Source organism: Curtobacterium sp. MCLR17_045 (assembly GCF_003234405.1).
Taxonomy (GTDB): Bacteria; Actinomycetota; Actinomycetes; order Actinomycetales; family Microbacteriaceae; genus Curtobacterium; species Curtobacterium flaccumfaciens.
The window spans coordinates 34,489-58,002 of record NZ_QKTB01000023.1 but is presented as its reverse complement, the minus strand read 5'-3'; the positions used below and the strand labels follow the sequence as shown (position 1 = coordinate 58,002).

At 71.4% G+C, this 23,514-nt stretch carries 24 protein-coding genes; 9 read left to right on the top strand and 15 right to left on the bottom strand.

What is annotated here, in order from left to right:
- Positions 1–105 precede the first annotated feature (105 nt).
- The 3 genes from DEJ05_RS13710 to DEJ05_RS13700 all read left to right on the top strand — a co-directional run bounded on the left by DEJ05_RS13710 (position 106) and on the right by DEJ05_RS13700 (position 3,281).
- Positions 106–1,512: an APC family permease gene (locus DEJ05_RS13710; protein ID WP_111110682.1), complete on the top strand. Its 1,407-nt coding sequence runs from the start codon at positions 106–108 to the stop codon at positions 1,510–1,512.
- The gene (locus DEJ05_RS13705; RefSeq protein WP_111032076.1) at positions 1,509–2,438 is read left to right on the top strand and encodes an acetamidase/formamidase family protein; all 930 of its coding nucleotides are present in this window, start codon (positions 1,509–1,511) and stop codon (positions 2,436–2,438) included. The genes DEJ05_RS13710 and DEJ05_RS13705 overlap by 4 nt, the downstream gene beginning before the upstream one ends.
- Before the next feature lie 75 nt (positions 2,439–2,513).
- On the top strand, positions 2,514–3,281 hold the full coding sequence (locus DEJ05_RS13700) for an SGNH/GDSL hydrolase family protein (protein ID WP_258376160.1): 768 nt from the start codon (positions 2,514–2,516) through the stop codon (positions 3,279–3,281).
- 6 nt (positions 3,282–3,287) lie between these two features.
- Here DEJ05_RS13700 and DEJ05_RS13695 read toward each other — a convergent pair whose 3' ends face one another.
- The 3 genes from DEJ05_RS13695 to DEJ05_RS13685 form a co-directional block, all read right to left on the bottom strand.
- Positions 3,288–3,779 (bottom strand): GNAT family N-acetyltransferase, encoded by a 492-nt coding sequence (locus DEJ05_RS13695; protein ID WP_111110681.1) that lies wholly within the window; start codon positions 3,777–3,779, stop codon positions 3,288–3,290.
- Positions 3,780–3,783: 4 nt separating this feature from the next.
- A complete protein-coding gene (locus DEJ05_RS13690; RefSeq protein ID WP_220037030.1) occupies positions 3,784–5,187 on the bottom strand; it encodes an LLM class flavin-dependent oxidoreductase in 1,404 nt (467 codons plus the stop codon).
- Positions 5,188–5,324: 137 nt separating this feature from the next.
- Complete coding sequence (locus tag DEJ05_RS13685; protein ID WP_111032077.1) at positions 5,325–5,693, bottom strand: VOC family protein; 369 nt, start codon at positions 5,691–5,693, stop codon at positions 5,325–5,327.
- Between the two features lie 62 nt (positions 5,694–5,755).
- Here DEJ05_RS13685 and DEJ05_RS13680 point away from each other — a divergent pair, with 62 nt between their 5' ends.
- Positions 5,756–6,205, top strand: coding sequence for a MarR family winged helix-turn-helix transcriptional regulator (locus DEJ05_RS13680; protein WP_111110680.1), 450 nt, complete (start codon positions 5,756–5,758; stop codon positions 6,203–6,205).
- 28 nt (positions 6,206–6,233) lie between these two features.
- Positions 6,234–6,689, top strand: coding sequence for a GNAT family N-acetyltransferase (locus DEJ05_RS13675; protein WP_111110679.1), 456 nt, complete (start codon positions 6,234–6,236; stop codon positions 6,687–6,689).
- On the opposite strand, the gene DEJ05_RS13670 is transcribed toward DEJ05_RS13675, so the two are convergent.
- Positions 6,643–7,218, bottom strand: a complete 576-nt coding sequence (locus DEJ05_RS13670; RefSeq protein WP_111110678.1) for a TetR family transcriptional regulator — start codon at positions 7,216–7,218, stop codon at positions 6,643–6,645. The two genes, DEJ05_RS13675 and DEJ05_RS13670, sit on opposite strands and share 47 nt — an antisense overlap.
- Before the next feature lie 95 nt (positions 7,219–7,313).
- On the opposite strand from DEJ05_RS13670, the gene DEJ05_RS13665 reads away from it, so the two are divergent.
- Together DEJ05_RS13665 and DEJ05_RS13660 are read left to right on the top strand one after the other, a co-directional pair.
- Positions 7,314–8,366, top strand: coding sequence for a zinc-binding alcohol dehydrogenase family protein (locus tag DEJ05_RS13665; RefSeq protein ID WP_111110677.1), 1,053 nt, complete (start codon positions 7,314–7,316; stop codon positions 8,364–8,366).
- Positions 8,367–8,384: 18 nt separating this feature from the next.
- Positions 8,385–9,194, top strand: a complete 810-nt coding sequence (locus DEJ05_RS13660; RefSeq protein WP_111110676.1) for a hypothetical protein — start codon at positions 8,385–8,387, stop codon at positions 9,192–9,194.
- Between the two features lie 3 nt (positions 9,195–9,197).
- On the opposite strand, the gene DEJ05_RS13655 is transcribed toward DEJ05_RS13660, so the two are convergent.
- The 7 genes from DEJ05_RS13655 to DEJ05_RS13625 all read right to left on the bottom strand — a co-directional run bounded on the left by DEJ05_RS13655 (position 9,198) and on the right by DEJ05_RS13625 (position 16,488).
- On the bottom strand, positions 9,198–9,674 hold the full coding sequence (locus DEJ05_RS13655) for a GNAT family N-acetyltransferase (RefSeq protein WP_111110675.1): 477 nt from the start codon (positions 9,672–9,674) through the stop codon (positions 9,198–9,200).
- A 27-nt stretch (positions 9,675–9,701) separates the two neighbouring features.
- On the bottom strand, positions 9,702–10,151 hold the full coding sequence (gene sufU / locus DEJ05_RS13650) for a Fe-S cluster assembly sulfur transfer protein SufU (RefSeq protein WP_111110674.1): 450 nt from the start codon (positions 10,149–10,151) through the stop codon (positions 9,702–9,704).
- On the bottom strand, positions 10,148–11,440 hold the full coding sequence (locus DEJ05_RS13645; protein ID WP_111110673.1) for an aminotransferase class V-fold PLP-dependent enzyme: 1,293 nt from the start codon (positions 11,438–11,440) through the stop codon (positions 10,148–10,150). The genes sufU and DEJ05_RS13645 overlap by 4 nt, the downstream gene beginning before the upstream one ends.
- Before the next feature lie 135 nt (positions 11,441–11,575).
- The gene (locus tag DEJ05_RS13640) at positions 11,576–11,788 is read right to left on the bottom strand and encodes an Rv0909 family putative TA system antitoxin (RefSeq protein ID WP_071247674.1); all 213 of its coding nucleotides are present in this window, start codon (positions 11,786–11,788) and stop codon (positions 11,576–11,578) included.
- 95 nt (positions 11,789–11,883) lie between these two features.
- Entirely contained in the window at positions 11,884–13,167 is a 1,284-nt protein-coding gene (locus DEJ05_RS13635) for a chloride channel protein (protein ID WP_071405054.1), read from the bottom strand.
- Positions 13,168–13,267: 100 nt separating this feature from the next.
- Complete coding sequence (locus tag DEJ05_RS13630) at positions 13,268–15,379, bottom strand: alpha-galactosidase (RefSeq protein ID WP_111110672.1); 2,112 nt, start codon at positions 15,377–15,379, stop codon at positions 13,268–13,270.
- 125 nt (positions 15,380–15,504) lie between these two features.
- Entirely contained in the window at positions 15,505–16,488 is a 984-nt protein-coding gene (locus DEJ05_RS13625) for a magnesium and cobalt transport protein CorA (RefSeq protein ID WP_111110671.1), read from the bottom strand.
- A gap of 153 nt (positions 16,489–16,641) precedes the next feature.
- Between DEJ05_RS13625 and DEJ05_RS13620 the strand changes: the two genes are divergently transcribed.
- Positions 16,642–17,451 (top strand): tryptophan-rich sensory protein, encoded by an 810-nt coding sequence (locus tag DEJ05_RS13620; protein WP_111110670.1) that lies wholly within the window; start codon positions 16,642–16,644, stop codon positions 17,449–17,451.
- 166 nt (positions 17,452–17,617) lie between these two features.
- On the opposite strand, the gene ald is transcribed toward DEJ05_RS13620, so the two are convergent.
- The 3 genes from ald to DEJ05_RS13605 all read right to left on the bottom strand — a co-directional run bounded on the left by ald (position 17,618) and on the right by DEJ05_RS13605 (position 20,830).
- Complete coding sequence (gene ald / locus DEJ05_RS13615; protein ID WP_071405051.1) at positions 17,618–18,718, bottom strand: alanine dehydrogenase; 1,101 nt, start codon at positions 18,716–18,718, stop codon at positions 17,618–17,620.
- A gap of 141 nt (positions 18,719–18,859) precedes the next feature.
- The gene (locus tag DEJ05_RS13610) at positions 18,860–19,819 is read right to left on the bottom strand and encodes an AraC family transcriptional regulator (protein ID WP_111029977.1); all 960 of its coding nucleotides are present in this window, start codon (positions 19,817–19,819) and stop codon (positions 18,860–18,862) included.
- Positions 19,820–19,867: 48 nt separating this feature from the next.
- Positions 19,868–20,830, bottom strand: a complete 963-nt coding sequence (locus DEJ05_RS13605; RefSeq protein WP_027466231.1) for a sugar-binding transcriptional regulator — start codon at positions 20,828–20,830, stop codon at positions 19,868–19,870.
- Positions 20,831–21,022: 192 nt separating this feature from the next.
- On the opposite strand from DEJ05_RS13605, the gene DEJ05_RS13600 reads away from it, so the two are divergent.
- Positions 21,023–22,762 carry a glycerol-3-phosphate dehydrogenase/oxidase gene (locus DEJ05_RS13600; protein WP_111110669.1) on the top strand — a complete coding sequence of 580 codons (1,740 nt, stop codon included), beginning with the start codon at positions 21,023–21,025 and terminating at the stop codon, positions 22,760–22,762.
- A gap of 73 nt (positions 22,763–22,835) precedes the next feature.
- Here DEJ05_RS13600 and DEJ05_RS13595 read toward each other — a convergent pair whose 3' ends face one another.
- The gene (locus tag DEJ05_RS13595) at positions 22,836–23,492 is read right to left on the bottom strand and encodes a histidine phosphatase family protein (protein ID WP_111022141.1); all 657 of its coding nucleotides are present in this window, start codon (positions 23,490–23,492) and stop codon (positions 22,836–22,838) included.
- Positions 23,493–23,514: the final 22 nt, after the last annotated feature.

The following is a 23,514-nucleotide window of genomic DNA, read 5'->3' as shown; positions in this document are numbered from 1 at the left end:
CCGCGTCTCGTAGAACCTCATGCGCTCCACTGTACGGCTCCCGTCAGGGCCCCGACCGGGTGCTCGGGGGCTGCCGACTCGCGCCGCGGCTGACACGGAACGGACATGTCGCAGCAGCACAGCGAGCTCTCCGCACAGCAGCAGCTCGAGGCCTACGGCTACAAGCAGGAGCTCAAGCGCTCCGTCTCCACCACCGACCTGCTCATCTACGGCCTGGTCTTCATGGTCCCGATCGCCCCCTGGGCGATCTTCGGGACCGTCTACAACGCCTCCAGCGGCATGGTGCCGCTGGTGTACCTCGTCGGCCTCGTCGCGATGATCTTCACCGCCCTGGCCTACGCGCAGATGGCGAGGTCGATCCCCCTCGCCGGCAGCGTGTTCTCGTACGTCGGCCGCGGCATCCACCCCACCGCCGGGTTCTTCGCCGGCTGGGCGATCCTGCTCGACTACCTGCTCGTCCCGACGCTGCTCTACGTGTTCGCCGCGGAGAGCATGGTCGGCATCTTCCCGGGCACGCCCCGCTGGCTGTGGGCACTCGTGTTCGTCGCGATCAACACCGTCATCAACCTGGCCGGGGTGTCCTCGCTCAAGCTCGCGAACCGCATCTTCCTGCTCATCGAGCTCGTCTTCGTCGCGATCTTCGTCGTCATCGCGATCGTCGCGCTGACCGGTGGCACGATCCCCGACGCGTCCTTCGGCACCGAGCAGATCTGGGACCCGGCCAAGGTGTCGGCGCCGCTCATCGCCTCGGCCCTGTCGATCGCGGTGCTGAGCTTCCTGGGCTTCGACGGCATCTCGACGCTGTCCGAGGAGTCCACCGGCCGTCGTGGCGGAGCCGGCACGGCGATGATCCTGGCGCTCGTCATCGTGGCGTTCCTGTTCATCCTGCAGACCTGGCTCGCATCCGCCCTGGCCGCGGGGCGGGACTCGTTCTCGGACAGCGAGGCCGGCAACGCCTTCTTCACCATCGTCGAGCAGGCCTCGTCGAGCGGGTGGGCCACCGCGTTCTTCGCCGTCAACGTGCTCGCCGTCGGCATCGCGAACGCCATGGCCGCGCAGGCCGCGACGAGCCGCCTGCTCTTCTCGATGAGCCGCGACCGTCAGCTGCCCGCGTTCCTGCACAAGCTCAACGGGCGCCAGGTGCCGCAGAACGCGATCATCGTCGTCTCGGTGCTCTCCGCGATCCTGGTGCTGTTCTTCGTCGGGCAGATCGACACGATCTCGTCGCTCGTGAACTTTGGCGCCCTGTTCGGCTTCATGCTCCTGCACGTGTCCGTCTTCGTGCACCACGTCGTGAAGGGCAAGTCGCGCAACTGGCTGCTGCACCTGGTCGTGCCGCTGGTCGGGTTCCTGATCATCGGGTACGTCCTGCTCAACGCCGCGGTCGAGGCGAAGGTCGGCGGGATCATCTGGCTGATCGTCGGCGCGGCCGTGTTCCTGTACTACCGACGCACCGGCCGTTCCACCGAGGTCGGCTCCGAAGCAGAACCGACGACGGAGGACGCACGATGACCCCGGACCACTTCCTGCCGAACACCCTCGGCCGCCCCGGGTTCTCGGCCGACCGGGAGCCCGTGCTGCGGGTCCGCCCCGGCACCGGCGAGACCATCGGCTTCGAGACCACCGACGCCGTCTACGCCGAACTCGACCAGCACCACGACATGGCGCAGCTGCAGGCACCCATCAACCCGGTGACCGGCCCGGTGTTCGTCGAGGGGGCGGAACCCGGCGACACCCTCGTGGTGACCATCCACGCCATCGAGCTGACCACGCACGGTTGGTCGGTGTCCCTGCCCGGCTCCGGGGCCCTGCAGCACGTGATGGGCGACCGCGTCTTCGCCCGCCGCTGCCCGATCTCGGACGACATGGTGCAGGTGTCCGACCGGCACCGGTTCCCCGTCCGGCCGATGATCGGGTGCATCGGCACGGCCCCGGCCGAGGGCGAGAACTCGACGATCATGCCGGCCTACCCCGAGGGCGGCAACATGGACGTCACCGAGGCCCGCCCCGGCTCGACCGTGTCCCTGCCCGTCCGGGTCCCCGGTGCGCTGCTGTCGATCGGCGACATCCACGCGCTCATGGCCGAGGGCGAGTCGTCGTTCGTCGCCATCGAGGCCCAGGGCACCGCGATCGTCTCCGTCGACCTGGTCAAGGGCGGTCCGGTGCTCCGCGCACCCCGCATCGAGACCGCCGACGACTGGCTGTTCGTCGGCCTCGGCGACCCCGTGCAGGAGAGCGTCCGGCGCGGGTACGAGGACGCCTTCGCGTTCCTCGTCGACGAGCACGGCTGGACCCCCGAGGACGCCTACGCGGTGCTCAGCGCGGTCGGTGACTCGAAGCTCGGCGGGCCGACCGGCTCCACCGCCCCGGACCCGTTGCACCCCTTCGCCGCCGTCGGTGCGGTCACCCTGCACCGGGTGCCGAAGTCGGTGCTGTGAGGGTTCGCTGATGCGGGTTCCCGGTACAAGGGTCGTGCCGGGAACTTGCACAGGCATGTGCACGATGATGGGCGCATGCACGACACCATCCGCTACGTCGCGATCGGCGACAGCTTCTCGGAGGGCATCGGCGACGCCGGACCCGCTCCGTTCCCCGGCTGGACCGGACGACTCGCGAGCGCGATGGCGGGAGCCTCGGACGCCCACGTCTCGTACGCGAACCTCGCGGTGCGCGGCCGACTGCTCGCCGGGGTCCTCGACGGTCAACTCGAGGCCGCCCTCGCGCTCGACCCGGCGCCGACCCTGATCACCTTCTGCGCCGGCGGCAACGACCTGCTGCGCCCGCGCTTCGAGGTGGATGCGCTGATCGGGCAGGTCGAGGCCGCCGCCGACCGGGTCGAGGCCACCGGCGCGCGCCTGGCACTCCTGAGCCCGGCCGACCCGAGCGCCCGCCTGCCCCTCGGATCCGTGATCAACCGCCGCGGTGACGCCTGGGCCGAGGCGCTCGGCACCCTCGCCCGACGCCGCGGTCTGCCGTTCGTCGACGTCTCCCGCGACCCGCACCTGCGCCGTGCGGAGTTCTGGTCGGACGACCGGCTGCACATGAACGCCACCGGGCACCAGCGCGTCGCGGACCTTGCGCTGCACGCGGTCCTGGACGGCCCCGCGCCGGTCGAGCCCGCGGACCCCGGTGCCGCCCGGACCCGTCTGGGCGAGGAACTCCGCTACTACCGCGAGTACGTCCTGCCGTGGGTCCAGCGCCGGATCACCCGCACGTCGTCCGGCGACGGGCGCTCGGCGACCTACCCGACGTGGACGCCGGTGCGCGCTCAGGACGCGTAGCCAGCGTCAGCCCGCGACGTACACGCGGGTGGTGACCCCGCTCAGCGCGTGCGCGAACTCGTCGCCCGTCGCCACGAAGCCGCCCGCCTCGTACAGCCGCACCGCCCGGTCGTTGTCGCCGAGCACGTGCAGCACCACGCGGGGGTGTCCGGCAGCCCGGGCGTCGTGCACCGCCTCGGACAGCAGCGACCGTCCGACCCCGCGGGCCTGCACCCCGGGGCGCACCGCGAGCAACGACAGGTAGGCGGCGTCGGCCGGGTCCGTCGAGCGCCCGGTGCCCGGTGCCGTCACGAGCACGAAGCCGTCGACCGCACCGTCGGGGCCGGGGGCCACCAACCAGGCGACGGGCTCCGCCGCGAACTTCTGCCGCGCGCGCTCCCGCACCGCCGGGTCCTCGGCGGCACCGTCACGGGCAGCCACGGCAGCGGCCCACAGGTCGATGCAGGTGTCGGTCTCGTCCGGGGTCGCAGGACGCACGACCACGGACGACTCGATCATCCGATCAGCCTACGACCGCCCGGCTCCCGATCCTGAACGACGCCCCACGGTGCTCGTCGGGCAGCCGGTCCCCGCGGCCGTGCAGCTTCTGGCGGAGCGACCCCGGCTCGTACTCCTCCGGGTAGGCCCCACGGGCACGGAGCTCCGGGATCACGAACTCGATGACGTCCTCCCACGTGCCCGGGGTCACCGCGTACGCCAGGTTGAAGCCGTCGACGTCGGTCAGCTCCTGGATCTCCTGCAGCCGGTCGGCGATCGTCGCTCCCCCGCCGACCGCCACCGGGCCGAGCCCGCCGATCGCCGTCTGCCGCGCCAGGTCACGGATCGTCCACTTCGACCCGTCCTCCCCCGTCGCTGCCGCGATGTTCGCCGCCGCCGACTGGATCGCGTTCGACTCGACGTCACCGAGGGGCTGGTCCGGGTCCCACTGCGACAGGTCGACGCCCATCCAGCCGGAGTTGAGCACCAGCGCGCCGAGCTCCGACGCGTACGACAGGTAGTCCTCGTACTTCGCCTGGGCCAGCTCGTCGGTGGCGTCCGTGATCACGGTGAGCAGCGTGTAGACGCGGGCGGCGTACCGGTCGCGACCAGCTGCCTCCAGGGCGTCCCGGACCTTCGCGACGGTCGACGCGAGCTGCTCGACGGTCGGTGCGCCCACGAAGACCGCTTCCGCGTTCTCCGCGGCGAAGCGGATGCCGCGCGGTGACGCACCCGCCTGGTAGATGACGGGCGTGCGCTGCACGGACGGTTCGGACAGGTGGATGCCGGGCACGTCGAAGTGCGTGCCGTGGTGCTCGATCGGGTGCACCTTCGCCGGGTCCGTGAAGACCCCGGCTTCGCGGTCGGCGACGACGGCGTCGTCCTCCCACGAGCCCTCCCACAGCTTGTAGAGGACCTCGAGGTACTCGTCCGCCACGTCGTACCGGTCGTCGTGCGACAGCTGGTCGCTCTGGCCCATGTTCCGCGCGGCACTCGGCAGGTACCCGGTGACGACGTTCCAGCCGACCCGGCCCTTGGTCAGGTGGTCGAGCGTCGACATGCGTCGGGCGAACGGGTACGGGTGCTCGTACGCGGTGCCGGCCGTGATGCCGAAGCCCAGGTGCTCGGTCACCGATGCCATCGCCGACACGAGCAGGATCGGGTCGTTCACCGGCACCTGCGACCCGGTGCGGAGCGCAGCCTCGTTCGACCCGCCGTACACGTCGTAGGTGCCCAGGACGTCGGCGATGAAGATGCCGTCGAACGCCCCGCGCTCGAGCATCTTCGCCAGGTCCGTCCAGTAGATCAGGTCGCGGTAGTCCCGCGATCGGTCGCGGGGGTGCCGCCACAGTCCGGAGGACTGGTGCGCGACGCAGTTCATGTCGAACGCGTTGAAGCGGATCTGCCGGTGCTCGCTGCTGGTGGTCACGGGTCGAGACGCTACGTCGGACACCTGCGACCGTCACGGATCGTGACGAAGCGTGACGGTCGGCTCCGGCACCGGCCTGGAGGCCCGCCCCGCGTCCGTCACGTCGCCCGCGCCGGGCGCGTGGCCGGCTCCAGGGCTCAGGCGCGGTCGTGGAGCGTGACGTGGTAGCCGTCGGGGTCGGCGAACGTGAACGTCCGACCGAAGGGACCGTCGATCGGCGCCGAGACGATGCGGTGGCCGTCGGCGACCAGCGCGTCGTGGATCGCCTGCACGTCCGTTGCGTGCAGCCAGACCGCGGCGCCGACGCCGGGCTGCGCCACCGCGTCGAGGTCCGTGCCGGGCACCAGGTCGCGCAGGGCGAAGGCGATCGGCGTGGTCTCGAACACGACGGCGTGCGGCGGACCGGCCTGCGAGCGGACGAGGCCGAGGTAGCGCTCGTAGAACGCCTGCGAGGCATCGAGGTCGCGGGTCTGCAGGGAGATGAAGTCGGGGCCGGTGACGGGCATGGAGTGCTCCTCGGGTTCGTGTCAGTCTTCTGACACAGGACAAGCTATGTCAGACTACTGACATGCGTCAAGACGACACCGGCATCCACCTCGAGACGTCGATCGGCTACCTGCTCAAGGAGACTGCGAGCGCCCTCCGCGCGTCGATGGAGGCCGTGCTGCGCCCGCTCGGCATGACGGTGACGCACTACTCCTGCCTCGAACTGCTCGCACAGCGCCCCGGACTGTCGAACTCCGAACTCGCGCGTGGCACGTTCGTGACCCGGCAGTCGATGAACGTGCTGCTGCAGACCCTGGAGCGCGACGGCTTCGTCACCCGTGCCACCGAACCGTCGGTCGGCAAGGCACTCCCCACGCAGCTGACCGACAGCGGGCGGCGGAGCCTGGCGCAGGCGAGTGCGGAGATCCGCGGGGTCGAGCAGCGGATGCTCGCCGATCTGACCGCGGACCAGCAGACCGAGGCCCGTCGGATCCTGCGGAGCATGGTGACGTCGCTGCGGCGTCAGGGCTGAGCGCTCGCGAGGTTCGTAGGCTGAGCGGATGGACGTCGCACTGCGGGACAGCACCACCGAGGACCTCGAGTGGCTCGTCGAGCTCCGGGCCGTGGTGCTGCGCGACGACCTGACACGCCTCGGGGTGTTCGACGAGACGCGCGTCCGACAGCGCCTCCGCGACGCGTTCCAGCCGGAGCTGACCCGCATCGTCGTGGTCGACGACCGCGACGTCGGGTCGATCACCGTGCGGGTCGAGGACGACGTCCGCTGGGTCGAGCACTTCTACCTCGCGCCCGACGTCCAGGGCCGTGGAGTCGGGTCGACCGTGCTGCGCGCCGTCCTCGACGAGCCCCACGACGGCCCGACGCGGCTCAACGTGCTGGTGGGCAGCCCGGCTCGCCGACTCTACGAACGACACGGCTTCGTGCTCGACACCGACGACGGCGTCGACGTGTTCATGACGCTGCGGGCCGCCGATCGAGCACCGCACGGAGTGCACTGAGCTGCTCGTCGACCACGTCGGCCATCCGGCGCTCGGCCGGTCCGGTGAGCCAGGCCTCGAGGGCCAGGTGGAACAGCATCACGGTCGTCTCGGCGATGACCGCTGCCTCGGACGGATCGAGCCCGCGGTGGACGAAGGCCCCGCGCACCGCGTCCGTCAGGTCGGCACGCTTCCGGGCGTCGCGCTCCCGGAGCGAGGACTCGGACAGCACCAGCCGCCGCACCGAGCCGACCTCGCCGTGCCGCCCCTCGAACCGCTCGTCGGCGACGGTGCGGAGGCCGTGCACGACGATGTCGAGCGGGTCGATCCCGGCCGGTGCACCCTGGATGGCAGCCCGGGCGAGGTCGGGGATCTCGTCACCGGCGAAGATCACCTCGCGCTTGTCGGCGAAGTACCGGAAGAAGGTGCGGGTCGTCAGGCCGGCCCGTGCGGTGATCTGCGGCACGGTCGTCGCCTGGTAGCCCTGCTCGGCGAAGAGCTCGAACGCCGCACGCTCGAGTCGCCCTCGGGCATCCGGAGACCAACGCATGTGTCCACAGTAGTGGTGATGACACGTCGTGTCATGGTTGACTGGGCGATGGCACGTCGTGTCATGACTCACTTCGAGCAAGAGATCGGGACACCATGTCGCCATCCGGCAACGCAGCACTCTGGACCACGTCGACCGGGCGGTTCGCCGTCGGGCCCGCACCGGTCCCCCAGCCCGGCCCCGGCGAACTCGTCGTCCGCGCCGAGGCGGTCGCCGTCAACCCGGTCGACGCCGTCGGCGGGCTCTTCCGGCACCTGGTGTTCCCGAAGCTGCGGTTCCCCGCGGTCCTCGGGTCGGACGTCGCCGGCACGGTCGTCGCGATCGGCCCGGACGTCGAGCGCTTCCGCGTGGGCGACCGGGTCGTCGGGCACGCCGCGGGGCAGGAACAGCACCGGAACAGTGCTGCCGAAGGCGCCTTCCAGCACCTGGTCCTGCTGCTCGACCGTGTGACGACCCCGGTTCCGGATGCCCTGCCCGCCGAGCAGGCAGCGGTCCTGCCACTCGCCGTCTCGACCGCCGCGGCAGGGCTCTTCGAGCCGGACCAGCTCGCGCTGTCGCTCCCGATGGCCGACACGTCCGAGCGCCCCGGGGTCGTCCTGGTGTGGGGCGCGTCCACGAGCGTCGGCGCCAACGCCGTCCAGCTCGCCCGGGCCGCCGGCTACGCCGTGATCGGCACCGCATCGCCGAAGAACCACGGGTTCGTGCAGGACCTCGGGGCCGAGGCCGTGTTCGACTACCGCGACGGCGGTGCCGCACGCCGCATCCTCGAGGCACTCGCCGACCGGGAGCTCGCCGGCACCCTCGCCTTCGGCCAGGGCTCGCTGACCCGCACGCTCCCGATCGTCCGGGCAGCCACCGGCTCAGGTCGACTCGCGTCGGCGTACCCGACACCGGTGACGACGATCCGCGCGCGGCTCGAGCGCCGACACGGGGTCCACGTCACCGCGATCTGGGGCGGCCGCCCGACGGAGTCCGAGGTCGGCCCCGCGGTCTACCGCGATTTCCTGCCCGAAGCGCTCCGCACCGGTCGGTACCGAGCGACGCCGACCGCATCCGTCGTCGGATCGGGACTCGCCGCGATCCCGGACGCCCTCGCCGAACTCCGCGCCGGCGTCTCCGCCCGGAAGCTCGTCGTCACGCTCCCCTGAGCCGGTAGCGTCAGCGACGTGACCGATGCCCACGAGCAAGACGAGACGTTCGAGATCATGATGTCGGGCGGTGGCACACCACGGGGACACCTGCAGGACCCGAGCGCCGTCACGCTGCACCTGGACCCGCGGCTCCTCGGCGACACCGCCAGGGGCAAGGAGATGTTCGCCCGGGCCATCGAGCAGCAGCACACCGCACTCTCCGACTACGCCACCGCCATCGCGGCCGCCGACGGTGACGTGACCGCTCCGGCGGTGCAGGACGCTGCGACCGCACTGCACGAGGCACTCCAGTTCCTGCCGATCGCCCACACCGTGTACACGGGCGTCGGCTTCCCCACCGCCCGCGTCGGGGACGACCCCCGCCCGACGTCGCTGCGACCGGAACGCGGCGAGCGCGGCCTCGGCGTCCACCCGGACATGCTCACGGCGATCCACGGGGACACCTCGCAGCGCTGGGAGCTCGCGTGCGAAGAGGACCTCCCCATCGCCGTCGAGATCACCCTGGCGACCGATCCCGACGAGAACGTGCGGTCCGCCTTCCTCATGGGGACGAGGTCACGAACCGTCGTCCTGCTCATGGAACAGCGAGAGACCGACCCGGAGATGCTCGAACAGCTCGCCCAGCAGAGCTACGCGAGCCCCGAACGGAAGTTCCCCGTGCCGCTCGCCGACCTCGTTCCCCGAGAGCTGGACGGCCTCTACGAGCTCCTCGGTCTCGACGACGACGCCGTCGCGCTCGCGAAGTCCCGCTGGGCACGGGCGCAGGAACGCGGCGAGCGCATCACCGTCGGCGACGCACTCCGCGAGATCGGCGCCATCGCCTGATCGTTACCCCGCAGTGAGCGACTTCGCGTACCAGCGGTCGGAGTACGGATCGTCGTTGAACGGCGCCACCCGGACGAAGCCGAGCCGCTCGTAGAGCGCACAGGCCTCGGCGAGCTCAGCGCGGGTGTCCAGCCGCAGGGACGTGATCCCGCGTCCCCGGCAGACGTCCTCGACGTGGCGCAGGAGCGCCGAACCGACGCCTCGACCGCGGTGCTCCGGCAGCGTGAACACCTTCGTCAGCTCGCCGACGACACCGACGAAGCGCACGCCGGCGCAGGCGACAGCGGCTTCCCCGTCACTCGCGACGACGAACACCCCGCAGTCCCCCTGCAGGTCGTCGTACGGCTCCTCGTCGAGCGCCCGGTCGACCTCGGCCGTCGTCGCCGCCCGCCCGTACCACCGCGACGCGACCTCCGTCAGGTAGGCCCGCACGATCGCGTCCGCCCGGCCTGCGCCCGGTCGCTCCGTCTCGATGGTCATCGCTCCCCTTGCATGGCCGCAGTCGGCTCATCGGGCCGCGGTCGCCTCGCGCGCGGCGGCTTCCGCCGCGACCCAGGCGAGCATGCCGCACTTGACGCGCATGACGAACTTCGAGACGCCGTGGAAGGCGACGAGGTCCTCGAGGACGTCCTCGTCGGGCTCACCGACACCGCGCGAGCGCATCATGGTGCGGAACTCCTCGGTCAGTGCGAGGAACTCGGGCACGGTGCGGCCGACGGCCATGTCGGTGAGGACCGATGCCGACGCCATCGAGATCGAGCAGCCGTCACCCTGCCAGGCGAGCCCGGCGATGCGGTCGGTGCCGGGTTCGAGCCGCAGGCTGACCGTGATCTCGTCGCCGCACGTGGGGTTCCGCTCGAAGTGCGAGGCATCCGCTTCGGGCATCGCACCGTCGCCGTGCCGTGCCTTCGCGTGGTCGAGGATGACCTGCTGGTACAGGCTGTCGAGGGCGTTCACGCGGTGGCTCCGAAGTAGTCGCGGACCTCGGCGACGGCTGCGAGGAACCGGTCGACGTCGTGCTCGGTCGTGTACACGTACGTGCTGGCACGGCTCGTCGCGACGAGGCCGAGGCGGCGGTGCAGCGGCTGCGCGCAGTGGTGGCCGGAGCGCACGGCGATGCCCTGCGCGTCGAGGTACTGCGAGACGTCGTGGGCGTGCACGCCGTCGACGTCGAAGGACACCAGGCCGGAGCGCGGGACACCGGCGGGCGGACCGACCAGGCGGATGCCGGGTACGGCGGCGAGGCCGTCGAGCATCCGGCGGGCGAGGTGCTCCTCGTGGGCGCGGACGCGTTCCATGCCGATGCCCTGCAGGTAGCGGACGGCCTCGGCGAGGGCGACCGCCTGGGACACGGGCTGCGTGCCGGCCTCGAACCGCTCGGGCGCCGGCATGAACTCGGAGCCCTCCATCGTCACGGTGGTGATCATCGAGCCACCGGTGCGGAACGGCGGCAGGGCGTCGAGCAACTCCGCACGGCCCCAGAGCACGCCGATGCCGTTCGGGCCGAGCATCTTGTGCCCGGAGAACGCGGCGAAGTCGACTCCGAGCTGCTGCACGTCGAGGGGACGGTGCGGTGCGGACTGGCAGGCGTCGAGCACCACGAGGGCGCCGCGGGCGTGGGCGAGGCCGACGACCTGCTCGACGGGGGCGATCATCCCGGTGACGTTCGAGACGTGCGAGAACGCGACGACCTTCGTGCGGTCGGTGATCAGCGCCGCGGCGTCGTCGGCGGTCCAGGTGCCGTCGTCGGCGACCGGGATCCATCGGAGGGTCGCTCCGGTCAGTGCGGCGAGCTCCTGCCACGGGACGAGGTTGGCGTGGTGTTCGGCCTCGGTGACGAGGATCTCGTCACCGGTGCCCAGGCGGAAGCGCTCCGCGTCGGCACCGCCGCGGCCACGGCTGGCGTTGGCCATGCCGTAGGCGACGAGGTTGAGGGCGTCGGTGGCGTTCGCGGTCCAGACGACCTCGGTCGGGGCGGCGGCACCGATGAAGCCGGCGACGGTGGCGCGGGCGTCCTCGTAGGCGTCGGTGCTGAGCGCCGCGAGCGTGTGGGCCCCGCGGTGGACGGCGGCGTTGTCGTGTTCGAGGAACCGGCGCTCGGCGTCGAGGACCTGGCGCGGGCGTTCAGCCGTCGCCCCGGAGTCCAGGTACGCCAACGGCTGCCCGTTCACGTCCTGCGCGAGGATCGGGAAGTCCCGCTTGATCGCCTCGACCTCGGTCTCGGTGAGCGGCTGGTTCGGCGCCACGACTGTCACGTCTCGTCCTCCTGGTGCTGCTGTCCGGAGCAACCCGTCCATGGTGTCCGTTGTTCCCGACCACGTCCAGTCGGCACGGCGACGGCCCAGGACCACGCCGGGTCCTGGGCCGTCGCACGTCGTTCGCTACTCGTTGCCGATCTTCTTGTCCGCTGCGTCGCGGGCACCGTCGATCTTGTCGTCGTACTTGCCGCCCGTGGCCTTCTTGACCGCGTCGGCCACACCGCCGAGCACCTTGTCGCTGACGCCCTCGGCCTTCTCGCTCTGCAGGGCGTCCTGGACCTTGCCGTCCTTCAGGAACTCCTGGGCCTTCTTCGTGATGTCGTCGAACCCCGCCATCGGCTGCTCCTCGTCTCGGTGCGGAGCCCGTCGCTCCGTCCTGGCGCCGACAGTAGGCCGCCGGGTAGTCGTCCGTACCGGAACGCTCGGGGTCTTCACACCATCTGGGCGCTGCGACGGCGCGCGAGCACGTACCCGACGGCGACCGCGCCGGACACCGCGAGCAACGAGGGCACGAGGATGTCGGTGCCCTGCTGGGTGAACTCGACGACGAGCACCAGGGCGGTGAACGGCGCCCGCATGGTGGTGGCGAGGAAGGCCGCCGCACCGACGAAGGCGAAGGCCGCCAGGCTCGGGCCGTCGGCCGGCCACAGCAGCAGCCACGCACCGCCCAGGCCACCGCCGATCGCGGAACCGATCGCGATCGAGGGGGTCAGCGTGCCACCGACCGCACCCGCTCCGATGGTCGCCGAGGTGGTCACGGTCCGCAGGACACCGAGCAACAGCAGCAGGACGATCGGTGAGAGGCCGGCGAACGAGGCGTCGTCGAGCGTGGTGTTCATCGCGACGAGGCCGAGCGCCCGCCCGTTGCCGAGGATCTCCGGGAACGGGATCGCGATGAGCCCGACCATCGCGAAGACCACCGGCAGCACGACGAGCAGGTGCCAGCCCTTCGGCGCGATGCCCTGCAGCCGGTTGGTCAGCTTGACGAACCCGACCCCGGCGAGCCCCAGCACGGGTCCCACGACGATCGCCCAGACGAGCAGCGACGGCGACAGGTGCATCGCGGGCACGTGGTACAGCACCTCGTCCGGGATCACGAGCCGGGCGGTGATGGCGGCGACCGCACTCGTGGCGAAGGCGGGCAGGGCGGTCGCGAAGCTGATCTCCCCGAGCAGGACCTCGACCGCGAACAGCGCGCCACCGAGGGGTACGTCGTACACGGCGGCGAGGCCGGCCGCAGCACCGCAGGCGACGAGGATCTTCGTCTCGCGTGCGGTCAGCCCCGCACGACGGGTGACGAGCTGGGCGAGCCAGGCCCCGACCTCGCGCGGCGCCACCTCCTTGCCGATGGACGCGCCGAGCCCCACGGCCAGGATCTGGATGCCGGCGTTCGCGAGCGTCGCCAGGGCCGGCATCCGCTTGCCGTCGACGGCCGCGGTGACCGAGACGATCGAGCGCCCCCACCGACGGAGCGCCCACCAGGCGAACCCGGTCAGGACCCCGGCCGCCGTGAGCGCGAGGAACCGGTTCAGACCCGACGATGCGTCGGCGGCCTCGAGGTGCCCGCCGAACCCGTACCCGAAGGCGACGAACTGGATGAGCTGGAGCGCGAGCCAGACCGCGATGCCGGCGATGCCGCCGGAGACGCCCACCAGGGCGGTGACGACGGCGAGCTTGAGGGCCCAGACCGGGGTCGCGTGTCCGGAGTGCGGCATGACCGGAAGCCTAACGGGCTGGACGCACCCGATGACGGACCGCGACGGGCCCGCCCGACGCGGGACGGGCCTCCAGGGCGGGCGCCCCGACCACCCGCCGTCAGACGGCCGTCACCCGGAACGGCACCACGCAGTCGGCCGGCATGAGCGGCGGCTGCAGGCCGACGGTGCCGAGCACCCGGCCGCTGAACACCCGCGGGCCGGACCACCAGTCCGGTCGCACCAGGTCGTGACCGTCGCCGATGATCACCGGGTCGACGCGGTACACGGTGTCGGGGTCGAGGTCGCGGAAGGTGACCCGGCCGGTGCCGGAGACCTCGGAGCGGCCGATGCTGGCGAGGAAGAAGACGGCCCGCTGCCGGTCCGGCGCGACCGTGCCGTACACGAGCCGTGCATCGTCGACCTCGTCGGAGCGCACCAGGTCGCCGTCGTGCAGGAGCGGGCGGAGCTCCCGGTACAGCGCGATCCACTCGGTCAGTGCGGCGGACTCGTCGGCGGTCGCGCCGGCCAGGTCCCACTCGATGCCGAGGTGCCCGACCAGGGCGGTGCCGGCACGGAAGGCGAGGTCGTGGACGCGACCGGTCGTGTGGTTCCGGCCGCTCGCGATGTGCGACCCGAGCAGCTCCGGCGGCAGGAGCTGCTGCGTCCACCGGTGCATCTGCTGGCGCTCGAGCGGGTCGATGTCGTCGGACACCCACACTCGCGCGGTGTGCTCGATGACGCCCAGGTCGACCCGACCGCCACCCGACGAGCACGACTCGATCTCCAGCGACGGGAAGCGCTCGCCGAGCGTCGCCATCAACCGGTACGCGGCGAGGGTCTGCTCGTGGACCGCTGCGCCACCGCCCGGGAACCCCGCCTCGACGAGGTCGCGGTTGTGGTCCCACTTCACGGCGTCGACCGCGTACTCGCCGATGATCGCGGTCATCCGCTCGAGGACGTGGTCGAAGGCCTCGGGGATCGCCAGGTTGAGCACCTGCTGGTCGCGGGAACGCGCGGGCAGCCGACCGTCGGCCTGCAGGATCCACTCCGGGTGGGCACGCGCCAGGTCGCTGTCCTCGTTCACCATCTCGGGTTCGAACCACAGGCCGAACTCCATGCCGAGCGCACGGACGCGGTCGACCAGCGGTCCGAGGCCGTCCGGCCAGACGTCCTCGTCGACGTACCAGTCACCGAGGCCGGCGTGGTCGTCGCGGCGGCCACGGAACCAGCCGTCGTCGAGCACGTAGCGTTCGACGCCGAGGGCCGCAGCACGCTCGGCGAGGTCGACGAGGCGGGCCAGGTCGTGGTCGAAGTACACGGCCTCCCACACGTTGATCGTCATCGGGCGGGGCGTCGTCGGGTGCTGCGGGCGGCTGCGGAGCCAGCGGTGGAACCGTCGGGCCTGGTCGTCGAGGCCGTCCCCGTGGGCGAAGTACACCCACGGCCCCTCGTACGTGGCGCCGGTGCCGAGCCGGACCTCGCCGGGCAGCAGGAGTTCGCCGCCGCCGATGACCTGGCGGCCGGTGGCGAGCCGTTCGGCGTGGTGCCGGTGGTTGCCGCTCCAGGCGGTGTGGACGCCCCAGACCTGACCGTGTGCGAAGCCGAAGCCCGGCTCCCCCACCGTCAGCACGGTCGCTGCGTCGGTGCCGGTACGGCCCTTCCGTCCCTCGCGCTGGTGGGTCCCCACGACGAGTTCGCGGCGCTGCGGGGTCCGCTCCTTGCCCCAGCGGCCGGCGAAGTCCAGGATCTCGCGGGCCCCGGACGGGATCGGCATCGCGAGCGTCAGGTCGTCGACGGTGTAGAGGCCGTCGGCGGTGTTCGTCACGCCCGCGCGGGCCCGCACGAGCCCGGAGCCGAGCATCTCGATGGTGACCCGGACGGTGAGCCCGGCGGTGGTGTCCTCGGCGTCGGCGGTGACCGCGGAGTCGGTGACCGCGAGCGACGTCACGGTGAACGCCGGCGACCAGTCGGCGCCGTCACGGTGCCCGGCGAGCCCCGGACGACCGCTCCAGCCCCGGTGTGGCTCGGGCAGCACCGACAGGCGGACCGGGTCGTCCATCTCGTTCGGGGACACCGGGGTGACGTCGGCGTCGGCGAGGGCCGTCAGTGCGTCGGTGTCGAGCGGTCCGAGTGCCGCTCCCCAGTGGACGACGGCGGGGAGCGCGTCGTCGCGGCAGTCCAGGACGAGCGAGACGCCACCGGCGGTCAGGTGGACGAGTTCGTGCGGCATGCGGGCTCCAGTCGGCGTCGTTGCACGTCAGAGCTTTCCGGTCCGGGGCCGTCCGCTGCAAATCCTGCTGCGGCGCGGCTCCGGTTGCGGCGCCGCCCAGGCTGCGGCGCGGCTCCGGTTGCGGCTCAGAACCAGCGCTTGATCTTGAACACCACGTACAGGATCGCGGCGAACAGGACCATCGCGACGATCGACAGCGGGTACCCCCACGTCCAACCGAGCTCGGGCATGTGCGTGAAGTTCATCCCGTAGATCGCGGCGATGAGCGTCGGCGCGAACAGGATCGCCGCCCAGCCGGAGATCTTCTTCGTGTCGTCGTTCTGCTTCTGCGCCGCCAGGGTCGAGTCGACGGTCAGGGCGTTCTGCAACAGCTGCCGGAACGTGTCGAGGCGTTCCACCACCCGGATCGCGTGGTCGAGGACGTCGCGGAACCGCCGCTGCATCTCGATCGGCAGGTGGTACTTCTCGGCGCCGCGGTGCAGGTTCTCGATCATGTAGACGAGTGGACGCGCGGCACGCTGGAAGTCGACGACCTCGCCGAACAGCTCGTACACGCGCCGGGACACCCCGGCCTCGCCCGAGAACAGCTGGTCCTCGATCTGGTTGATGTCCTCTTCGAGTCCGTCGATCACCGGCACGTACCCGTCGACGATGGAGTCCATGAGCGCCCAGAGCTGCGCCTGCGGGCCGACGGTCACCAGCCCCGGCTTGCCGCTCAACCGCTGCAGCGCCTTGGGAACGGTCTGCTTGCCGCGGGGGTCGGCCTTCACGACGGCGAGGAAGAAGGTCTCACCGACGAAGGCGTGCACCTCGCCGAACGCCACCTCTTCCTGCTGGTCGTTGTACAGCGCGGGCTTGAGCACCACGAACAGCGTCGAGCCGTAGCGCTCGAGCTTCGGTCGCTGGTGCCCCTCGGCGGAGTCCTCGACGGCGAGTTCGTGCAGGCCGAGGGCGACCGCGACGTCACCGAGTTCCTCGGCGTCGGGCTGGTGCAGGACGATGCACGCGCTGGCGCCCTGCTCGTCGAGCATCCGGAAGGTGTCGTCGAGGGACGGACTCGCGATCGGTGCGATCCGGTCGATGTAGACGGTGTTCAGTTCGACGCTCACGCGCCCACCGTACGCAGGGTGGCCGGTCTCCGGCCTGGAGGCCCGTGGCGGCACCGCCACACGCCCCGCGTCCTGCCTGAACGTGCGCTGCACGACCGCCGCCACCGGCCGCCTACGGTGCAGGTCATCAGCATGCTGACGAAAGGGACTGTCATGAAGAGGATCTGGAAGCGCATCGCGGTGGCCGTGAGCGCGGTCGTCGCCGTCATCGGCGCGTACGTGGGGTCGGGCGCTGCCGGTGGCACGCCCATCCAGGACGCCGCCGGTGGCGCCCTGTCGGCGTCCTCCACCGCGATCGCCCCGGACGGCCCGGCCTTCTCGATCTGGAGTGTCGTCTACGCCGGGCTCATCGGCTACGCGGTCCTGCAGCTCTTCCGCACCGCGAACGACGAGCGGCACGAGCGGCTGGTGGTGCCGGCGGTGCTCTCCCTGCTGCTCAACGCCGCGTGGATCCTGTCGGTGCAGTTCGGGTTCCTGTGGGCGAGCGAGCCGATCATCGTCGCCCTGCTCGTCGTGCTGATCTGGACGTTCACGATCCTGCGCCGGACCCCGTCCCGCGGGGTCGTCGAGGCGATCCTCACCGACGGCACGTTCGGGCTGTACCTCGGGTGGGTCTGCGTCGCGACGGCCGCGAACACCGCTGCGGTACTGACGGCGGCGGGCTTCCGGGGCTTCGGACTCGGGCAGGACCCGTGGGGCGTGGTCGTCGCCGCGGTGGCCGGGCTCGTCGGGGTCCTCATCGCGCTGTGGGGCCGGGGACGCCTGGCACCCATGGCCTCGGTCGCGTGGGGTCTGGCGTGGGTCGCCGTGGCCCGGTTCGAGGGGCCGCTCGTCTCGGTGCCGACGGCGATCGCGGCCGTGGTGGCTGCGGCGGCCGTGGTCGTCGTGACCGTGGTGGTGCGTGCCCGCGCCGGCTGGGTCAGCGGCCGTGCCGGTCGGGCGGCGGCCCCGGTGGCGGCCTGACGCGCGGCTACCTGCGCGTCAGGCCCGCGAAAGCGACAGCTCCCGCGGCCTCGCACCCGTCCGGGCCGCGAAAGCGACAGTTCCCCGCCGATGATCGGCGGGGAACTGTCGCTTTCGCGAAGTGGGCGGCCGGACAGCCCGACGCCCCCGGCCTCAGCGCGAAGAATCAGCGCGCGGACGCGACCAGGCCGTGCGCGGCGGCGACCGCGGCGTTCGTGACCCGGCCGTCGTGCACGTTCAGGCCGGCAGCGAGTGCGGGGTCGGCCTCGAGCGCGGCTTCCCAGCCACGGTCGGCGATCGCGACGGCGTACGGCAGCGTGGCGTTCGTCAGCGAGATCGTGCTCGTGCGCGGGACGGCGCCGGGCATGTTCGCCACGCAGTAGTAGACGGTGTCGTGCACGGCGAAGGTGGGGTCGTCGTGGGTGGTCGGGTGGGAGCCCTCGAAGCAGCCGCCCTGGTCGATCGCGATGTCGACCAGCACCGAGCCCGGCCGCATGTCGGCGACCATCGCGTCGGTGACGAGCTTCGGCGCGGACGCCCCGGGGATGAGCACGGAGCCGATCACCAGGTCGGCGTCGCGCAGGGCCTCGGCGATGGCGTGCGCCGACGAGCGCAGGGTCGTGACGCGGCCGTCGAACCGGGCGTCCAGGGCCCGGAGCCGCGGCAGGCTGATGTCGAACACCGTGACGTCGGCGCCCATCCCGAGCGCCATCGTGGCGGCGTGCTCCCCCGCGACGCCGCCGCCGATGACGACCACGCGGCCCTTCGGCGTGCCGGGGACCCCGCCGAGCAGCAGCCCGCGCCCACCGTTCGTGCGCATCAGGTGGAACGCGCCGACCTGGGCGGACAGTCGCCCGGCGACCTCGGACATCGGCGACAGCAGGGGCAGCGAGCGGTCCGGCAGCTGCACGGTCTCGTAGGCGATCGCCGTCGCGCCCGAATCGATGAGCGCGTCGGTCAGCGGTCGGTCGGCGGCGAGGTGCAGGTAGGTGAAGAGCACCTGGCCCGGCCGGATCATCGGGTACTCCGACGCGACCGGCTCCTTCACCTTGAGGATCAGCTCGGCGCGCTCCCACACCTCGGCCGCGGTGTCGACGATCGTGGCCCCGGCGGTGCGGTACTCGTCGTCGGTGAAGGCCGAACCGGACCCGGCACCGGCCTGCACCAGCACCTGGTGGCCGTGTGACCCGAGCTCGGCGACGCCGGCCGGAGTGGCGGCGACGCGGTACTCGTTGTTCTTGATCTCGGTGGGGACGCCGATGCGCATGCTGACTCCTTCGTGGGCGGTGCGTTCGTCCCGTCCATTGAGCACCGGATTCGCCCACAGCAGCGCTCAGCCGAACATCCGGACAGCGGCAGCGCGATCCGTGTCATCAGATTCGGCGGAACGGTCCGCAGCAGCAGTCGGTCAGTGCCCGCGCAGCGACTCGCTCGGCAGCTCTCCGAAACGGCTGCGGTAGGTCGCCGAGAAGCGTCCGAGGTGCCCGAAGCCCCACGTCCGCGCGATCTCGGCCACCGTCGTCTCGTCGAGGCCGCTGCCGACCAGGTCGGTCCGGGCGCCGTCGAGTCGCACGCCGCGCAGGAGTTCCCCCGGCGTCTGGTCGAGGTGCCGACGGAGGGACTGCTGCAGCCCGCGCGGGCTGAGCCCCGCCGCCGCGGCGATGTCCGGGGTACCGATCGCTTCGCGCGCGTGCTCGTGCACGAACTCGAGCGCCCGGCGCAGGCGGTCGTGCTCCGGACCGCTGCCGGACACCGTCGCACGCCACTTGTTGCGCTGCGGGAACGCCCGGATCGCCGCGGTCGCGAAGGCCTCGGCGATGTCGTGCTGGACCATCGGGCTCATCGACCGGTCGACGTCGAGCCACGTGGCCGAGTACTTCCGCACCACCGACCGCCACAGCGCGATGCCGTCGGCGGTCGGGCGGCGCATCGGCTCGAAGGCGAAGTCGTCGTCACCGGCCACGGCACGGACGAAGTCGCGGTCCAGGTGCACCAGGTTCAGGGCGATGTCGCGGTGGTGCAGCGCGTACGGCTCGGCGAAGGGCAGCACGACCGGCACCCCGGCCTCGAGCTCGTACGTCTCGCCGCCCGTGGTGATCCGGCTCGAGCCGCTCCGCATCCAGGCGACCAGGAACTCGTCGTCGACCTGGCTCTCGCTCCGCAGGTCGACCATGAACCGTGACGAGCGCAGGGACATCCGCTCGTCACCGACGCCGGCGAAGTCCCAGTGGGCGTTCTCGTGGGTGCGACGGACCAGTGGTGCACGGAAGTCGTAGTCGCCCGTGAAGAACGCGAGCGCCTGGTCGACGTCGCTGCCGACCATCCGCCGGAAGTACCGCTGACCGGGCTGTTCGAGAGAAAGCACCATGGTCGAGAACCTACGACGGACCACCGACAAACTGCGTCAGGTCCTGACTCAGGGCTGCAGGATCGCCTGCCCCACGCTCTCGTCCAGGATCAGGTCCGTGATGAGCCCGGCAGCCAGCGCACCGCGCAGCGACGCCGCCTTCGACCGCCCGGCGACGACGCAGACCCGCCGCGGCGCGCGCTTGATCGTGTCGAGGTCCGGAGCGCCGGCCCGGGCGTTCACCCCGATGTCCTTCCATGAGCCGTCGGCCCGGTAGAACACCGTCGAGACGTCCCCGACGACCCCCGCCTGCGTGAGCTCGTCGCGGTCCTCGGGGTCGAGGTACCCGCCGGAGTACACGTGCGAGGGCACCGGGGCCTGCGGGGCACCGACACCGAACACGACGAGGTCCATCCGCTCGTGCAGGTCGAGCACGCGGCGGATCGAGCGCTCCCGGAACAGGGCCTCCTTCGTCGCGGGGTCGTCGAAGAACGCCGGCACCGGGAACTGCTGCACGAACGCCCCGTAGGCCTCGCCGAACCGGCGCAGGATCTCGGACGCGTAGACGATGCCGGTGGTGCGGGTGTTCGCGGCGCCGTTGATCTGCACGATCGTCGAGCCGTGGGTGGTCTTCGGCACCAGGTAGCGGCTGACCGCGCTCACTGTCGAGCCCCACGAGATCCCGATCACCATGTTCGACTCGACGTACTGCGTCAGGATCCGGGCGGCGGACAGGGCCACCCGCTCGAGCCGGTCGACGTCGCTCGTGTGGTCCGGCACCGGGACGACGTGCGCGTGCACCCCGAAGCGGGAGCGGATGCTCCGGCTCAGCGCAGCGGCCTGGTCCAGGGGCGAGCGGATCTGGATGTCGACGAGCCCCGTGTCCCTCGCGTACTTCAGCAGCCGCGACACCGACGAGCGCGAGGTGCCGAGTTCGTCGGCGATCGCGTCCATCGTCAGGTCCTGCAGGTAGTACAGGTGGGCGGCGCGCAGCGCCTGCTGCGTGCGCATGGGCTGAGCCGCATCGCTCATGGTGCTCCGATCTGTCGAACGCAACCATGCACGGACGTGCAGGGCCTCTGCAACCCCTGCCGCGCCTCCTGACCGCCGTGTCGGGCCTGGACGACACGTGTGCTGCACGTTCGTGCACGCAAGTTGCCCGCCCTGTCGAACGAGCGCACGATCGATCCTGACCCCACGAACAGACGAAGGAAGCGACGAACCATGTCGAAGAAGACACAGCCCCGGAACACGGTGACCGCCCTCACCGAGCGCCCGAACGCGCAGGTCCTCGTCGTCGGCGGCGGCATCAACGGCATCGCGACGTTCCGCGACCTGGCGCTCCAGGGCGTCGACGTCGCCCTGGTCGAGCGTGGCGACTACGCCTCCGGCGCCTCCGCGGCCTCGAGCCACATGATCCACGGCGGCATCCGCTACCTGGAGAACGGCGAGTTCCGCCTGGTGCGCGAGAGCGTGCAGGAGCGCAACGGCCTGATCCGCATCGCCCCGCACTACGTCAAGCCGCTGCAGACGACCATGCCGATCTTCTCGACGTTCTCCGGCATCATGAACGCCCCGCTGCGCATGCTGACGCACAAGCAGCGCTCCACCAAGGAGCGCGGCGCGATGCTCATCAAGATCGGCATGACGATCTACGACTCCTTCTCGCGTGACGGCGGCTCCGTCCCGAAGCACGTCTTCCGCACCAAGAAGGCCGCGCTCGAGGACATGCCCGCCCTCAACAAGGACCTGAAGTACACGGGCACCTACTACGACGCGAGCGTGCACGAGCCCGAGCGCCTGGCCCTCGACGTCCTGAAGGACGGCCTGGCCGCCGGAGCCGACAAGGCACGCGCCGTCAACTACGTCGAGGCAGCCGGCACCCGCGACGGCGGCGTCCTGCTGCGTGACCGCGAGACCGGCGACGAGTTCGTCTTCACGGCCGACGTCGTGATCAACGCCTCCGGCCCCTGGACCGACCTGACGAACGAGGCGTTCGGCGGCGAGACGAAGTTCATGGGCGGCACGAAGGGCTCGCACATCGTCGTCCACAACGACGAGCTGCTCGAGGCCACCAAGGGCCGCGAGCTGTTCTTCGAGAACGACGACGGCCGCATCGTCCTCATCTACCCGCTCAAGGGCCGGGTCCTCATCGGCACGACCGACATCGACGCCGACCCCGCGAAGCCGGTCACGACGACCGACGAGGAGATCGACTACTTCTTCGGGCTCGTCAAGCACGTGTTCCCGCAGATCGACGTCACCCGCGACCACATCGTCTACAGCTACTCCGGCATCCGTCCGCTCCCCCGCCACGAGGACACCGCCCCCGGCTTCGTGTCCCGTGACTACCGGATCGTGGACACCCAGATCGCCGGGCTGCCGAAGTCGACCGTGCTGTCGCTCGTCGGTGGCAAGTGGACGACCTTCCGTGCCCTCGCTGCACACCTGTCCACCGAGGCGACGACCAAGCTCGGCATGAGCCGCAAGGTCGACACCACGGGCATGCCGATCGGCGGTGGCAAGGAGTTCCCGACCACGGACGCCCAGCGCGCCCTGTGGATCAAGTCGCACCGCGACGGCCTGGACGAGTCCCTGGTCGAGGGGCTGCTCGAGCGCTACGGCACCCGTGCCGCCGAGGTCGTGGACGTCCTGACCGACGGCCCGGTCGAGCCGCTCGAGTCCGACCCGTCGCTCACCCGCGCCGAGGTCGCGTACTTCGCCCGCCACGAGCAGGCCGTCCACCTGGTCGACGTCGTCCTGCGCCGCACGAACCTGGCGTTCGTCGGCGGGGTCACGATCGACCTGCTCGACGAGCTGGCCGACGTGCTCGCCGGTGCGCTCGGCTGGACGACCGAGGAGCGCGCGGACGAGGTCCAGCGCACGCTCGACGTGCTGCGTGAGTCGCACGGCGTGATCGTGCCGCTGACGTCCGCGTCGGCGTCGGCGTCCCAGCTCGCGTAGTCGACGCGACCGACCACAGACGGGAGGCGCGGTGCCAGCTGGCACCGCGCCTCCTGTCTGTCCGCTGGTCGCGTCAGAAACGCTCGCCGGTGGGGTCGAGCGCCGTGCGGTCGATGAGCTGGTCGCCGCCGACCGGTTCGCCTTCCCAGTCGACCAGGCGCCAGCCGTCCGCGAACGAGCCCTCGAGCTCGACGATGCCGGTGTTCTCCAGGTGACGCTTCGTGCCGAAGTGGTCCGGGGTGTTCTGCGCAGCTGCGCTCGCCCACGTGCGGATCGCGGCACCGTGACTGACGGCAGCGGCGACCGCGACCCCGGTGGCCTCGATCTGCCGGACGGCGTCGTCGTAGCGCTCGAAGAACTCGGTGCCGCTTTCGGCACCGGGCATCCGGGTCGTCCGGTCGCCGCCGGACCAGCCGTGCACGGTGGAGATGTAGGTCTGCACGGACACCTTGTCGCTCTTGCCCTGGGTGTCGCCCGCCTCGATCTCACGCAGGCCCGGCAGTACCACGGGCTCGAGGCCGAGCGAGGTCGCCAGGGGCGCCGCGGTGATCTGCGTGCGGACCATCGACGACACGAACAGTCGCTCGATCCCCCGGTCGGCGAGCGCTGCGGGCAGGGCGTCGGCCTGCTGCTGCCCGAGCTCGGTCAGCCCCGGTCCGGGCACCACGGCATCGAGGATGCCGTGCACGTTCGCGGGGGTCTGGCCGTGGCGGATGAGCAGCAGTCGCATGCCGCCACCCTACGGACCGCCG